The organism is Microcella sp., assembly GCF_046296455.1.
Taxonomy (GTDB): Bacteria; Actinomycetota; Actinomycetes; order Actinomycetales; family Microbacteriaceae; genus Microcella.
Map to the genome: position 1 here is coordinate 146368 of NZ_JBKBLF010000003.1, position 15788 is coordinate 162155.

Below are 15788 nucleotides of genomic sequence, written 5' to 3' on the forward strand. Positions count from 1 at the left end.
GGTTCACCTCACACCCTGATGCGCAGGCCCTGGGGCGTCGCGACGAAGCCCGCGGCCTGCAGCGCCTCGGCGAGCGGCGTGCCGAACGCGCTCGCGCCGTTGACGCGCTCGACGCGCAGCGAGCGCAAGCGCGCGCGCACGACGGCGGCGAGCTCGACGGCGGCCGGCTCGAGCACGGCGGGCTCGTCGGTGAAGGTCAGCACGCTCTTGCCGCCGCGCTCGAGGTAGAGCGCGAGGTGCCCGTCGACGAGAACCACGAGCGATCCGGCCTTGCGCCCGGGCCGGTGCGCGGTCGACCCCGCGGCCGCGTCGGGCAGGCTCGCGGGCCACGGCAGGGCCGCGCCGTAGGGGTTGGCGGGGTCGGTCGCGGCGAGAACCAGGGGGGCGAGGGCGGGGGCCGCATCCGCGTCTCTGCTGAAGGTGCGCAACCGGTCGATCGTGGCGGGCGTCGCGAACTGCGCCGCGCCGAGGCCCTCGACGATGTAGCCGCGGCGCACCGAGCCGGCCTCCTCCATGCGCGCGAGCACCGAGTAGGCGAGCGCGAAGCCGCCGCGCAGCCCCTCGGCCTGCACGGCGCCGCGCGTGACGATGCCGTGGCGCTCGAGCATGCGGTCGATCGCGATGGCCGTTCGGCGCGTGGGGTCGGTCTCGCGCGCGGGCAGCAGCGACCAGCGGCCCGCGACCGTGGGCGGCCCCGATTGCGTGACGGATGCCGGGCGCGCGTACCCCCGGTAGCCGCGGGTGCGCGGCGCGGTCTTGCGGGTCGCCGTGCCCCCGAGCGTGGCGCGCAGCGGCGCGAGCGTGTCGTTCGTCAGCAGCCCCGCCCACACGAGCTGCCAGAGCTCGTCGACGAGGGCCGCGTCGTCGCCGCCGGCCTCGCCCGCGACGGCCACCGCGCTCGCAAGCTGCCGAAAGAAGAAGCCGCCGCCGCCCGCGAGCGCCTCGAGCACGCGCCGCTGCCGCTCGGTGAGCTCGAGCTCGTCGGGCTCGGCGAGGCTCAGCGGCGCAGTGCCGGCGAGGTGCAGGCTCACCCAGCCGTCGCTGCCGGGCAGGCTGCCCGCGCCGGCCCAGACGACCTCGCCGCTCGCGCACAGTTCGTCGAGCCAGGCGGGCGAGTAGTCGCGCACGCGGCTCGGCAGCACGAGGGTCTCCCACGCGCTCGCCGGCAGCGCCGCCCCCTGCAGCTGCTCGATCGCCTGCAGCACACCGTCGATGCCGTGCAACCCCGGTCGTGCCGCACCCGTGCCCGCGCCGGCGCTGCCGACGTGCTGCCATGCGGGAAGAAACCTCCCGAGCGTGCCGTGGCTGACGGGCTCGATCTCTTTGCGCAGCGCCGCGAGACTGCGCGAGCGCAGGCGGCGCAGCACCTCGGCGTCGACCCACTCGGTGCCCGAGGCGCCCGGGCGAAACTCGCCCTCGATGAGACGGCGGTCGGCGGCGAGCCGGCGCAGGGCATCCGTCGCCACGGCGATGCCGAGGCCGTAGCGGCTCGCCACGTCGGTCGCGGCGAAGGGAGTGCGGGTGCGGGCGAAGCGCGCGACGAGGTCGCCGACGGGGTCGGGTACGGGCTCGAGGAACGCGGCCGGCACGCCGTGCGGGATGGGCGTGCCGAGGGCGTCGCGCAGGCGGGCGGCGTCTTCGACCCCCGCCCAGCGCTGCTCGCCCGCGATCGTCGCGCGGAACACCCGATTCTCGCGCGCGAGCCGTTCGAGCTCGGCGGTCACGTCGACCTCGTCGAGCGTGCGGTCGTCGATCTCGGGCGTAGAGAGCGGGCCCAGGATGCGCAGCAGGTCGACGACGCCCTCCGCGTCGCGCGCCCGGCGGTCGGGGGCGAGGCGCTGCAGCTCGGCCTCGAGCTGCGCGATGACGGCCGGGTCGAGCACCTCGCGCAGCTCGGCGCGCCCGAGCAGCTCGGCGAGCAGCGCGGGGTCGATGCTGAGCGCCGCCGCGCGCCGCTCGGCGAGCGGACTGTCGCCCTCGTAGAGGAAGGCCGCGACGTAGCCGAACAGCAGGCTGCGCGCGAACGGTGAGGGGCTCGGCGTCTCGACCTCGACGATGCGGATGCTGCGCTGCGCGATGCCCGCCGCGAGCTCGACGAGCGACGGCAGGTCGTAGACGTCTTGCAGTACCTCGCGCACGGTCTCGAGCACGATGGGGAAGTCGGGGAACTCGCGGGCGACCTCGAGCAGCTGGCTCGCACGCTGGCGCTGCTGCCAGAGCGGGCTGCGCCGCCCGGGGTCGCGGCGCGGCAGCAGCAGGGCGCGGGCGGCGCACTCGCGGAAGCGCGCGGCGAACACCGCCGAGCCGCCAACTTCGGCGGTGACCAGGTCGTGCAGCTCGTCGGCCTCGAAGAGGAACAGCTCGGCGCCGGGCGGCTGCGCCTCGGTGTCGGGCAGCCGCACCACGATGCCGTCGTCGGCCGCGATCGCCGCCCCGTCGTAGCCGTGCCGCTCGCGGATGCGCGCCGTCACGGCGAGGGCCCACGGCGCGTGCACGGCCATGCCGTACGGCGAGTGCAGCACCACGCGCCAGTCGCCGAGCTCGTCGCGGAAGCGCTCGACGACGAGCGTCAGCTCGCTCGGCAGCTGGCCGATGGCCTCGGCCTGCTCGCGCAGCAGCGCGCCGAGGTTCGCCTCGGCGCGGGCGTCGAGGCCCGCGGCCGCGAGGCGCTCGTGCCGGGCATCCGGCGTCGCCGCCCCCAGTTCGCGCGTCGTGCGCCCGAGCGCGCGGCCGAGCTCGGCCGGGCGCCCCAGCCCGTCGCCCTTCCAGAACGGCACCTTGCCGGGCTGGCCGAACGCGGGGGTCACGATGACCTGGTCGTGCGTGATCTCCTGGATGCGCCAGCTCGTGGTGCCCAGGGCGAACACGTCGCCCACCCGCGACTCGTAGACCATCTCTTCATCGAGCTCGCCGACGCGGCGGCCGTTTCCTTCACCGGCGATGAACACGCCGAACAGGCCGCGGTCGGGAATGGTGCCGCCGCTCGTCACGGCGAGCCGCTGCGCGCCGGGGCGGCCCGTGAGCGTGCCGTTCACGCGATCCCACACGATGCGCGGGCGCAGCTCGCTGAACCGGTCGCTCGGGTACCGGCCGCTCAGCAGGTCGAGCACGGCGTCGAAGGCCGAGCGCGGCAGAGTCGCGAAGGGCGCGCTGCGGCGCACCTGCTCGAACCACTGCTCGATGTCGCACGGTTCGAGGGCGACGTGCGCCACGGTCTGCTGGGCGAGCACGTCGAGGGGGTTCGCGAGCACGCGCAGCTCTTCGATGAGCCCGGCCGTCATGCGCTCGCTCGTGACCGTCGCGTGCAGCACGTCGAGGCGGTGCTTCGGCACGAGCACGCCGCGGCTGATCTCGCCCACTTGGTGCCCCGCGCGCCCGACCCGCTGCAGGCCGCTCGCGACGCTCGGTGGCGCCTCGACCTGGATGACGAGGTCGACCGCGCCCATGTCGATGCCGAGCTCGAGGCTGCTCGTCGCCACGACGCAGCGCAGCCGGCCCGTCTTGAGGGCCTCTTCGATCTCGCCGCGCTGCTCTTTGCTCACCGAGCCGTGGTGGGCGCGCGCGAGCAGGTCGTCGGTCTCGGTTCTCCCCTGGTAGATCTCGTTGAGCCGCGCGGTCAGCCGCTCGGCGAGCCGCCGCGAGTTGGCGAACACGATCGTCGAGCGGTGCTGCAGCACGCGATCGACGATGTCCTCCTCGACGTGCGGCCAGATCGACGGGGTCTGCGGGGCGCCCGAGGCGTCGAGCGGGTCGGCGCCGCCGATCGCCGGCGGCTGCGTCATGTCGTCGACGGGCACGACGACGCTGAGGTCGAAGGTCTTCGCGGCCGGCGGCTGCACGATCGTCACGGGCTGGGCTCCGCCCAGAAAGCGGGCCACTTCCTCCGGGGGGCGCACGGTGGCCGAGAGGCCGATGCGCTGCGCGGGGGTCGCGAGCCGGGCATCCAGCCGCTCGAGGGTGAGGGCGAGGTGCGCGCCGCGCTTGGTGCCCGCGACCGCGTGCACCTCGTCGATGATGACGGTCGTGACGCCGTCGAGCGTCTCGCGGGCGCTCGCCGTGAGCATGAGGTAGAGACTCTCGGGGGTCGTGATGAGGATGTCGGGGGGCGACTTCTGCAGCGCCCGGCGGTCGGCGCTCGGGGTGTCGCCGCTGCGCACGCCCACGGTGATCGAGGGCGCGGTGCCGCCGAGCCGCAGGGCCGTCTGCGTCACGCCGATGAGCGGCGAGCGCAGGTTGCGCTCGACATCGACGCCGAGGGCCTTGAGCGGGCTGATGTAGAGCACGCGCGTGCGACGGCGCGGGTCGTCGGGCGGCGGCTCGGCCGCGAGGCGGTCGATCGACCAGAGAAAGGCGGCGAGCGTCTTGCCCGAGCCGGTCGGCGCGACGACGAGGGCGTGGCGGCCGGTCGAGATGGCGTCCCACGCCCCGAGCTGCGCGGGCGTCGGCGCGGGGAACGCGCCCGTGAACCACTCGCGCGTGGCGGGCGCGAACCGGCCCAGCACGGCGGCGGGCTCGAGCGCGGTCATCCCCTCATTCTCGCCCTCTGCCCTGACAGCCCGCGGTCAGGCGTACTGCGCGCGCAAGAACGTAAGCACGTCGGCGAGCTCGCTCTCGCTCACCGAGTGGCCGAGGCCCTCGTAGATGCGCTCGGTGAGCGTGACGTGGTGCGGCAGCCATCGCTGCGTCGCGGTCACGAACGAGTCGGGAATGACGGTGTCCCGCGTGCCGCGCCCCCAGAACACCGGGGGCGCCAGCGACGCGAGCCGCGCGTCGGCGGGGGCCTCGCCCGGCACCACGAACCCGGCGAGCGAGACGGCGAAGGCGAAGCGCTCGGGCGCGTGCCGCATGAGGTGGATGCTCATCGCCCCGCCCTGCGAGAACCCCAGCAGCCCCACCGAGGTCGCCGGCACGCTGTCGAGCCAGTGCAGCAGTCCGCGCGCCGCGGCGTCGGCTCCCTGGAGGCGGCTCTCGTTGGTCGCCCCGTCGAGCTCGTACCAGGCGTACCCGGGCCCGGCGCGCAGGGGTGCCCGCAGCGAGGCGATGACGGGCTGCAGAGGCAGGTGCGGCGCGAGGCCGAACAGATCGCCCTCGGTCGAGCCGTAGCCGTGCAGCAGCACCAGCAGCGGCCGCCCCACCCGATCGGCCTCGGCGGCCGACCAGATGATGGCGGATTCGTCGATCAGCTGCATCGCGCTCATGGCTCCATCGTGTCAGGTGCCCCCGAGCGGCCGCCGCACGAGACACAATGGAGCATGGCCACCGTGCGCACCCCCGATCCCAACCCGGGCTGGCTCTCTGACGACGAGCTCGAGCAGATCCGTCAGCGCCTGCCGCTCGTCTACGTCGAGGCGATCCCCGTGCGGGTCGACGGCATGGGGGCCGTCACCGAGGTCGGCGTGCTGCTGCGCGTCAATCCGGCGGGCAGCATCACGCGTACGCTCGTGAGCGGCCGGGTGATGCACGGCGAGACGTTGCGCGAGGCGCTCTTCCGGCACCTCGAGAAGGATCTCGGCCCGATGGCGTTCCCGCAGCTGCCGGCCTCGCCGACGCCGTTCTCGGTGGCCGAGTACTTTCCCTTCCCGAGCCCGACGCGCTTCAGCGACGATCGCCAGCACGCCGTGGCGCTCGCCTACGTCGTGCCCGTGACGGGCACGTGCGAGCCGCGGCAGGACGCGCTCGAGTTGACGTGGATGACGCCCGACGAGGCCGCCTCGCAGCGCGTGGCCGACGAGCTCGAGGGCGGGCGCGGCGCGCTGCTGCGCGCGGGCCTCGCTTCGGTGGGCGTGCTGCCCTGAGCGGCGCGTGCCCCCCGAAAGGGGAGGCAAATGCCCCCCTCGTGGGGTACGCAAAACGAACCCCGCTCCCGCTAGGTTGAGAACCGTTCATCGAAGCATGAACTGTGTTCACGTAACCCGTTCGGGGGTCAGGGTCGCCTGATCCCGCTCTCGGGTGCGCACCCGGGGGGACCAGCACCATGACCGCAGCAGCATCCAGTGCACCTCGTCGATCGACGGCACGATTCGGGATGCTGCGCCGTTCCAGCCCGTTCGGTCGAACCCTGCCCGGCATCGCGGTCGTCGCCCTGCTCACCCTCTTCGCGCCCTTCCTCGCCTTCCAGCCCGCGACGGCAGCGGAGGGCGACCCCGACGAGCCCGTGCTCGTGCAGTTCGAGAAAGACGCCATCCCGGCGGCCGCCGACGCCGCCGTCGCCCCCGGCGGCACCGTCACCTACCAGTTCACGATCAACTGCTCGTCGCTCGAGACCGACTGCCTCGACCTCACGCTCGACGACGTCGTGCCTGAGCCGCTTGAGTTGCAGACCGTCACGACCGCCCAGTCCATTCCGCCCATCGACGTCGAGATCACGGGCAATACCTTCAGCGTGCGGGTGATCGACGACCTCGGCGGCGGGCTCGTGGGCCTGCAGGCCGGCACGGGCATCCAGATCAATGCCACCGCGACGGTGCCCGCCGACCTCTCGGCCGACTGGGACGGCGCGGTGCTGCCCAACACGGCCACCGTGAGCGTCGCCAACCGCGAAGACCTCGCCCTCGACCCGCCGCGCCCGAGCTCGGTCGAGTCGAGCGCGGAGGTGCGGCTCGAGGTCGAGCGCACGCTCGCCTCGCAGGTGACCAAGACCGTCACGCCCGATTCCGCCACCGCCGTCGCGGGCACGCCCGTCGCGATCGCGCTCGGCGCGACGAACTCGAGCAATGGCTCGGTCGACTCGCTCGTCGTGCAAGAGCCCGCCGACACCTCGTCGACCGTGCTCTCACTGCTGCAGCCGACCGGGTTCAGCGGGCTCACGATGCCGAGCGGCGCCGACCGGGTGCGCGTCGACTGGTTCGACGGCTCGGTGTGGAGCCAGGGCACCGCAGCGCCGACCGCGAGCCTGCCGAGCGGCGTCGACGCGGCCGATATCCGTGCCCTGCGCCTGGTCTTCACGAGCTCGACGGGCGGCCGCATCGCCGTCGGCGCGACAGCCGCGATCACGCTCGACACCGAGCTCAGTGCGACCGCCGCCCTCGTCACCGAGCCCACGACGATCGTTAACACGGCCTCGTCGTGGGTCGTCGCCGACAGCGAGTCGACGACGCCGGTGCAGGCGACCGATTCGATCGTCATCGGACCGCCGAGCATCCGGCCCGTCGCGACGAAGCAGTTCGATGTGAACTCGATCATCGGTGGGCAGCAGGTGCTCGCGACGCTCGGCGGCTCGAACGGCGGCGACTTCGGCCTGCGCGAGCTCACGCTCACCGAGCCCGCGCCCGGCTCGACCTCGCTCGCCGACCAGGGGCTCTCGTTCACGAGCTGGGTGCAGGCCGACATCGAGTGGCCCGTCGGCGCCACAAGCGCCGAGGTCAGCTACCGCTACGCGGGCGACACCGAGTTCGCGGCCGCGATCGTCACGACGACGGCCGACTCGCTTCCTGAGCCGGTGGATGCCGCGCTCGTGACCGACATCCGCGTGCGGTTCCTCAGCACCCTGCCGCAGGGCATGGCTCCGGGCCAGTACGCCGTGCTGCCCTTCCTGGCCATGACCGACGCGGTCGTGAGCGATGCGACCGAGTCGAACACCGTGCGCGTCGATGTCGTCACGCTCGCCGACGCGATCGCTTCGGCCGAGGCGAGCGACGACCTCACTCGCCGTACCTCGCGCGTCAACACCTCGATCGGCAAGACCGCACTGCCCGACGAGCTCTACGCGATCGCCGGTGCGACGACGCTCATCTCGATCCCGGCCCGGGTCACGCCGCTGCCGACCGCGGCCGTCGACCCGACCGCCTCGACCGTCGGCTCGACGTCGCTCGTGATCACCGACCCGCTCGACGCGAGCACCGACGAGTTCTGGAACTGGTTCGATCTCACCGCCATCGTCGCTACGGCCGTGCCGGGCAGCACCGTGCTCTCGGTTGAGTACTTCGACGGCACCGACTGGCTGCCGCTGCCCGGGGCGACCGATGTCGCCGGGCCGTCGTTCCTCTCGACGACCATCGACCCCGCCCTGCGCGAGTCGATCGAGGGCGTGCGCTTCACCTACCGGCACGCCGACTACGACACCCTCGGCACCCTGCTGAACCCGGGGTTCAGCGCCCAGCCCAACCTGTCGGTGAGCCTGCGCGACCAGTTGCGCGACGGCACGGGCGAGGCCGCATCGTCGACGCGCCTCGAGGCGGTCGTCATCGCCAACGCGGCGCAGAGCCGCGTCGCCAACCCGACCGCCGACCCCGTCGAGGCGACGGCCGACGCCGCCGAGTCGATCACGCTGCTGCCGACGGCCACCGAGGGCGGCGACGGCTCGGGCAACGTCACAGCCATCAGCAAGACCTGGCTGCCGGTCGCGAGCACGGGCACGCAGGCCGTCAACGCGCGCTCAGCCGACGAGGCCACGGTCGAGATCAGCTGGGGCACCGGCGGCGCGGCCTTCGACTCGGTCGTGATCAGCGACTCGGCGAGCGACCCCGCGACGACGCCGGTCGCCGACACGGTGTTCGAGGCCTTCGATCTCGTGCGCATCCCCGCGATCACCCCCGCGATGGATCCGCTGCTCACCTATGACCGCGTCGTCGCCGTCGAGCTCTACCTGCCCGGATCGGGCTGGACCGCCGCGAGCGGCAACCCCTGCGCGGGCAGCGCGTGCGACGGCACGTTCCCCGGCTACACCCTCAGCGCGAGCGAGAGCGCGAACGCCACGGGCGTGCGGCTCGTGGTGCAAGAGAGCCCGACGCGCGCCGCGCGCATCGGCTCGACGCCCACGGCGCCGCCCGTCGGCACGGGCGTTGCCCCGTCGATGTCGCTCAGCCGCGACCTGCGCCTCGTCTTCGAGGTGCGCGATGTGCGGCGCTCCGACCCCGCCACCGCCGTGCTCGGGGCGACGCGCCTGGCCGAGTACAACATCCCGGGCCAGGTCGGCCAGGTGCGCAACACCGCCCTCATGCAGGGGCGCGACGCCGAGGGTGCGGTGCTGCTGTCGCGCACGGCCGCCGACGACATCCTCATCCTCGACACGCCTCTGACGGTCGAGATCACGAAGACCTGGGTCGATGGCCCGCTCGGCACGCCGCCGCCCGGTACCCCGCAGTCGCTCTACCCCCGCGCGCGCATGACGGTGCAGGCCACGAACGAGTCGGTGTCGCGCGTCGACGAGCTCGCGATCGTCGACCCCGTCGCGGGCACCGATCCCTTCGATGCCGTCAATCTCTTCGACATCGTCTCGATTACCGTGCCGTCGGGGGCGACCGCGAGCGAGGTGCGCCTCACGCGCGAGGGACCGAGCGTGACGACGCACACGATCGCCGCCGCCCTCGCCCTGACGACGGCGCAGCTCGCCGACGTCATCGGCTTCGAGGTCGTGCACACGGGTCGCATCGACGTGCAGGCGAGCACGCGCGTCATCGTCGACACGCAGTTGCGGCCGACCCTGCGCAGCGACCCGGGCACGATCGTCGACTCGACGAGCAGCCCGATCGTCGACAACACCGCCGAGGCGCGCATCGTCGACCCGGGCGGCGTCACGGCACCGGCCGACGGTGAGACGCTCGTCACGCTCACGGCGCGCGACGAGGCCGCGGTCACGGTCGTCGACTACACCTACGGCGTCACGGCCACCAAGGGCATCGTCGCCGACACGACGGCGACCCCGAGCACTCCCGCGACCCAGATCGTCGGAAACTCGCGTGTGGCCACCGTCACACTCACGGGTCAGCCCTCGGGAACCGTGCGTTCGACCGACATGCTCTTCGAAGACATCAGCCCGAGCTTCTGGAACGCCTACACGTTCACCGCCTTCGGCTCGCACTCGTTCTCGACTCCCATCAACCGTGTGAAGGTCGACGTGCTCGTCGGCGTCGACTACGTGATCGACGGCGGCACGGGAGCGATCACTGTTGAATGCGAGGGCAGCACCGATCTCAGCGCCTGCTGGGTCGAGGGTGCGCTCGCGAGTTCGCTCGCCCTGCCCACCCTGCCTCCCGGGGTCACGGTCTCCGACATCCGCGGTCTGCGCGCGCAGTACACGCGCTCCGACGGCGCCGCGTGGGAGCGCCCCTTCAACCCCAGCCAGACGCTGCGCTTCACGGCCACCCGCCGCGACGTGCTCGTCGAGCCCGCGGGCGAGCCCGTGCCGTCGACGCTCTACATCTACACGCAGCCCGCTCCGGGAGAGACCGAGATCGGCGTGTTCACGAACGACCTCACGGTCACCGCGTGGGCCGATAACGGGGTGGATGCCCCGCTCTGGCAGGCGACCGACGACGACTCGAAGCAGCTGCTCGTGCAGCACCGCCCCGCCAAGGTGCAGATCGTCAAGACCCCCTACGGCCCGCTCACGCTCGGGGCTCCCGTGCCCTACGAGATCGAGGTGACGAACCGCGGCACGGGGCTCGACAAGCAGCTCACGGGGCTCGAGGTCGTCGACCTCATCCCCGTCGACGGCTCGGGCCCGCAGCTCGTGCTCGGCCTCGACCCCGAGACCGGTCTGACGTTCGATCCGCAGGATGTCGTCGAGATCGAGGTGCTCGACGAGGCGAACGCTCCCGTCACCGCGCCGACCTTCACGGCCGTGCTCGGCACGGCCGAGCCGACGGGCCAGCCCCTGACGATCACGATCGACCCGGCCTTCGTGCTCGAGCACGACTGGTCGATGACGATCAGCGCGCCGCTGCAGTTCCGCCAGTTCTTCGAGGCCGGCAGCGCGACCGAGAACTTCGTGCTCAACACCGCGACGGTCACGAGCGACCAAGAGTTCGACGAGTGCACCCCCGCGGTCGACGGCGTGCTGCAGGCCACGATCACCGAGGTGCCGTCGTGCACCGCGTCGACGCGCGTCTGGGCCCTGCCGAGCGCGCCCATGACGATCATCAAGGGTGTCAAGGGCGTCGAAGCCGGGCCGCTCGACCTCGACGGCACGGCGCTCATCGACCCCGAGACGGGCGCGCCCTACGACGACCTCGGCGTCATCAAGACCGTCGCGAGCAACCCCGCGACGTGCGAAGAGCCGACGCTGGCCGTCGACGGCGAGCTCTACTACCGCTACCCCTGCGTGCCGATCACCCGCCCGGGCGGCACCGAGGAGTGGGTCGGCTACTTCTTTAACGCGGGCAACGTGCGCGTGCACCAGATCTCGTCGATCGATGTGCTGCCCCGCGAGAACGACCGCGGTGTGATCATCAACGACGCCCGCAGCTCGCGCTGGGCGCCCATCCTGCTCGAGCGCCCGCGCCTCGTCGGCTACCCCGACCAGGCCATGACGGTGTACTACACCGACCGCCTCGACATGGCGACGCCCGCGTGCAACGGCGCCGACATCCAGAACGATCTGGGCATGTCGCCCACGAGCTCGCCGCCCATGGTCGAGTCGTACTGGCCCTGCGTCACGAGCAGTGCCCCCGGCGGCCTGCTCGATCGGCAGAACGCCACGACCGGCTGGCAGGTCATGCCCGCCGTGCCCTCGACCGAGCTGCTCGAGAGCGTCGTCGCGTTGAAGTTCGTCATCGACTTCGAAGACGGCGGCATCACGCCCGTCGGCCTCGCCCCCGGCGAGTCGGTCTCGGTCGCCTACCGCACGCGCACGGCGCTCGAGCCGGTACTGCGCGAGACCGATGCGAACCTCGCGCGCGACTCGATCGCCTACAACTCGATCGCTGGCGCGGCGCGCGGCTTCGACGGGGTCAACGACCTGCCCTACCGATTCGTCACCGAGCCCCGCAAGGTGGGCGTGGCGCTCGCGACGGGTGCCGTCGACCTCGCCAAGGTCGTCGAGGGGGCCGGTGAGCGCTTCGCGCCCAGCACCTTCCGCGTCGCGCTCGCCTGCACGGTCGATATCGACGGCGCCGGCACCGAGCACGAACCCGAGCCCATCGAGTTGCTCTCGAGCACGGGTGCGAACCGATCGCCGTTCACGCTCACGGGCGACGCGGCCGCCACGCGCATCCTCGGCATCCCGCTCTATGCCGTGTGCGACGTCAGCGAGGTCGGCACGACGGGCGCTGCCGACACCGTGGTGAGCCCGCAGGAGGTCGTCTCGCGAGCGCTGCCCACGAGCCCCTCGACCGTGCTCGACCCCGTTCCCGCCTTCGACGACCGGCCGGCGATCGAGCAGAGCACCGTCACCAACACCTACGACGAGGCCTCGCTCACCATCACGAAGACCGTGAACATGAATGGCGCCGTCAACGAGGCGGGCAACCCCGTCATGCAATCGAGCTTCTCGTTCAGCGTCGCGTGCACGTACGACACCGGTTCGGGGCCCGTGGCAGTCACGATGACGCCCTCGACCTTCACGCTCAACAACGGCGGGTCGCGCACCTACACCGACCTGCCCGCGGGCGCCGTCTGCACGGTCACCGAGACCCAGACGCGCAGCGCGACCGTGACGAAGATCGTCACCGTCGGCGGGGTCGCCGGTTCGTCCACGAGCGGGGCGACGGCCTCAGGCATCGTGCTCGCCCCTGACACCGAGCTCGGCGCACCGACCAACGCGGTGGACTACACGAACTCCATCGCGGTGGGCTCGCTCACCGTCACGAAGGCGATCACGGGCGCCGGTGCCGCAGAGTACGGCGACGGCACTTTCACGGTGCGCGTCAGCTGCACGCGATCCTCGGCCTCGGCCTCGCCGGCCACCGTCGGAGCACCCTCGAACTCGGTCTACTACGGCCTGCTGTCGTTCAGCGCGGCGACGAGCCTGTCGGCCACGATCGACAACCTGCCCGCGGGCTCGTCGTGCGCCATCACTGAGACCGCGAGCGCGGGTGCCACGCAGGTCACCAACCCCACGAACGTCACGATCGTGGGTGGCTCGACGGTGTCGCGAACGGTCACCAACCGCTTCGATCTCGCCTCGATCACCGTGGGCAAGACGGTGCAGACCGCGGCGGTCGACGCAGAGGGCGAGCCGGTCTACCCGGCCGATCCCTTCGAGTACGAGGTCGCCTGCACCTTCCAGTCCGAGACCGTGCTCGCCGACGACTTCGCCTCCTCGCCCATGGCCTTCTCGCTGCGGCACGGCGAGACCCGCACGCTCACGGGCCTTCCCGCCGGCGCGGCGTGCACGGTCACCGAGACGAACGACCAGAACGCCGACTCCACCGCGGTGCTGCGCACCGTGAACGGCACGGCGACCTCGATCGACGGCACGACCGTGAGCATCCCCTCGCTCGCGGCCGACGCCACGAGCCCCGTCACCCGCAACTCGACGCAGTTCACGAACCGCTACGGCGTCTCGAGCTTCACGATCAGTAAAGACGTCATCGGCGGCGGCGTCGGGCAGTTCGCCCCCGACTCGTTCACGGCGGCGCTCTATTGCGAGACCGCCGACGGCATCGTCTCGTTCGACAGCGATGTCACCGTGCCGGCCGACGGCGTGACGACGATCGAGAACCTCGCCGACGGCTCGACGTGCACCGTGTTCGAGCGCGATGTCGCGCTGACGGGCGCCGACGCGCACCGCATGGTCGACGACGAGGGCACGGTCATCGACGGCGTCGACATCGTCATCACGGCGACCGAGCCCGGCCGCGTCACCCTCGAGAACTACTACCTGACGGGCGAGCTCGAGGTGACCAAGTCGGTCGTCGGCGCCGGTGCGGGCTTCGGTGCCGGACCCTTCGAGGTGAGCCTTGCGTGCGAGCGCGACGGCATCGCCGTCGAGATCGTCGGCGGGGCGACCCGCTCGGTGAGCCCCGGCGGCACGGTGAGCTACACCCTGCTGCCCTCGGGTGCCGAGTGCACGCTCACCGAGACCGATCCGGCCGGGGCCACGTCGAGCCGGCTGCTCGATGCCGACGGCGCCGAGCTGACGGACGACGTCGCGAGCGGAACGAGCTTCACGGTCGTTGTCGACGACACGGTGCTGCTCGACGATCAGGCGCAGTCCGCGCTCGAGGTCGAGAACACCTTCGAGCTCGCCTCGATCAGCGTCTCGAAGACCGTCGACAGCGCCGCGGTCGACGAGACGGGTGCGGCGATCGAGTTCGGTCCATTCCCGATCGCCGTCGACTGCCTCTTCGAGGGATCGGCGGTCTACGGCACGGGCTACGCGGCCGAGACGCCGATGCGCTCGAGCCTCGCCGATGGCGCCACCTGGACGATCGACGGGCTGCCCAACGGGGCGCTCTGCACCGTGACCGAGACCGACACGATGGATGCCGGTGGCACGGCGCTCGTCGTCGTCGTCGACGGCGGCGACCCGGTCTCGGTCGACGACGCGACCGCCGACGTCGTGCTCGGAACCTCGAGCTCGGTCGCGATCACGAACAGCTACCCCGTGGGCGCCCTGACGCTGACAAAGGCCGTCACGGGCGTGGGGGCCGATGCCTGGGCGGATGCTCCCTTCCAGCTCGACGTCGTGTGCGAGCTCGACGACGCCACCGGCGAGCGCACCGTCTACACCGGGTCGTTCACTGTCGAGCGCGGCGACGACCCGATCCAGATCGACGACCTCGCGGTCGGCGCGCTCTGCACCGTCACCGAGTCGAAGACCGGCGGAGCATCCGCCACCTCGATCGTGGTCGACGGCGGCGAGCCCTTTGCGGGCCTCACGGCGGGCGTCGTGATCGACGAGATCACGCACGAGGTGACCGTCACGAACCGCTTCGACCTCGGCGAGGTCTCGGTGACGAAAGAGCGCGACGGCGCTGGCTGGCAGACCTGGGGTGCTGGGCCGTTCGAGGTCGAGCTCACCTGCACGCGCGACATCGACGGCGTCGAGCAGTCGATCGAGGTGCCCGGGGGCGCGGCGCGCGAGCTGAGCTCAGACACCCTCTACCGCGCGACCTGGACCGGTCTGCCGCACGACGCGCAGTGCGAGGCCGCCGAGACCCGCACGGCCGGGGCGACGTCGTCGACGATCGACCTCGAAAGCGTCGTCGTCGGCGACGAGCCGGTCGGGTTCGTCGTCACCAACACCTTCGACGTCGGCAGCGTGCGGGTCGACAAGACCTTCGCGGGCGACGCCGCTGGGGTCTACGTGCAGGGTCCGTTCGAGGCGAGCCTCGCGTGCACGCTCGAGATCGACGGGGTCGTCACCGAGCTCGACATTCCGGGCGGTGCGACGCGCGAGCTCACCGACACCGGCGGGTGGAGCGCTCGGTGGGACGAGATTCCCGCGGGCGCCGACTGCACCGTGACCGAGACCCGCACGGGCGGTGCCACGAGCGTGGTGCTGACCGACGCCGAGTTCGTTGTCGCCGCCGATGACGAGCACGTCGTCGGCATCGAGAACACGTTCATGCTGGCGAGCTTCTCGATCACGAAGGCCGTCACCGGACCCTTCGCCGCGGAGGGCCGCGACAAGGTATTCATCATCGAGACGGCCTGCACGTGGAACCGCGACGGCGTGATCGTCTCGATGCTGCCCGGCGGGTGGCCGACGGTGCCGGGTGAGACCGACCCCGAGGCGCCGACGAGCGTGACCTCCGAGATCGCGCACGGCGTGACGGTGACCTTCGACGACCTGCCCGCAACCTCCGTGTGCTCGATCGACGAGGTCGACAGCGGCGGCGCGACCGCGCAGCTCGTCTGGATGGGCGGCGCGCTGCAGGCCGGCGACCTGACGCTCGGCGGCGGGGCGAATGACTCGACGCTCTCGAACGTGTTCCTGCTCTCGCTCGCCGACACCGGCGTCGAGATCATGCTCTGGCTCTGGGTGATCGCGTCGCTGTTCGTCGTCGGAACGATGCTGCTGCTGATCGCACGCCGCCGGGCCGAGGCGGCCTAGACCACCGACGACCGGCGCGGAAGCGCGCCGGACACGGCCGGGCCCCGGCAGAGCGGATGCTCTGCCGGGG

General features: G+C 72.1%; 4 protein-coding genes. 2 read left to right on the forward strand and 2 right to left on the reverse strand.

What is annotated here, in order from left to right; genetic code table 11:
- Window positions 1-8: 8 nt before the first annotated feature.
- Complete coding sequence (locus tag ACK4HH_RS03090) at window positions 9-4526, reverse strand: DEAD/DEAH box helicase (protein ID WP_409648190.1); 4518 nt, start codon at window positions 4524-4526, stop codon at window positions 9-11.
- A 36-nt stretch (window positions 4527-4562) separates the two neighbouring features.
- Window positions 4563-5198 carry an alpha/beta hydrolase gene (locus tag ACK4HH_RS03095; RefSeq protein ID WP_409648191.1) on the reverse strand — a complete coding sequence of 212 codons (636 nt, stop codon included), beginning with the start codon at window positions 5196-5198 and terminating at the stop codon, window positions 4563-4565.
- A gap of 54 nt (window positions 5199-5252) precedes the next feature.
- Here ACK4HH_RS03095 and ACK4HH_RS03100 point away from each other — a divergent pair, with 54 nt between their 5' ends.
- Both ACK4HH_RS03100 and ACK4HH_RS03105 read left to right on the forward strand, forming a co-directional pair.
- Window positions 5253-5795: an NUDIX hydrolase family protein gene (locus ACK4HH_RS03100; protein WP_409648193.1), complete on the forward strand. Its 543-nt coding sequence runs from the start codon at window positions 5253-5255 to the stop codon at window positions 5793-5795.
- Window positions 5796-6025: 230 nt separating this feature from the next.
- Window positions 6026-15718: a DUF5979 domain-containing protein gene (locus ACK4HH_RS03105; RefSeq protein ID WP_409648194.1), complete on the forward strand. Its 9693-nt coding sequence runs from the start codon at window positions 6026-6028 to the stop codon at window positions 15716-15718.
- Window positions 15719-15788 lie beyond the last annotated feature (70 nt).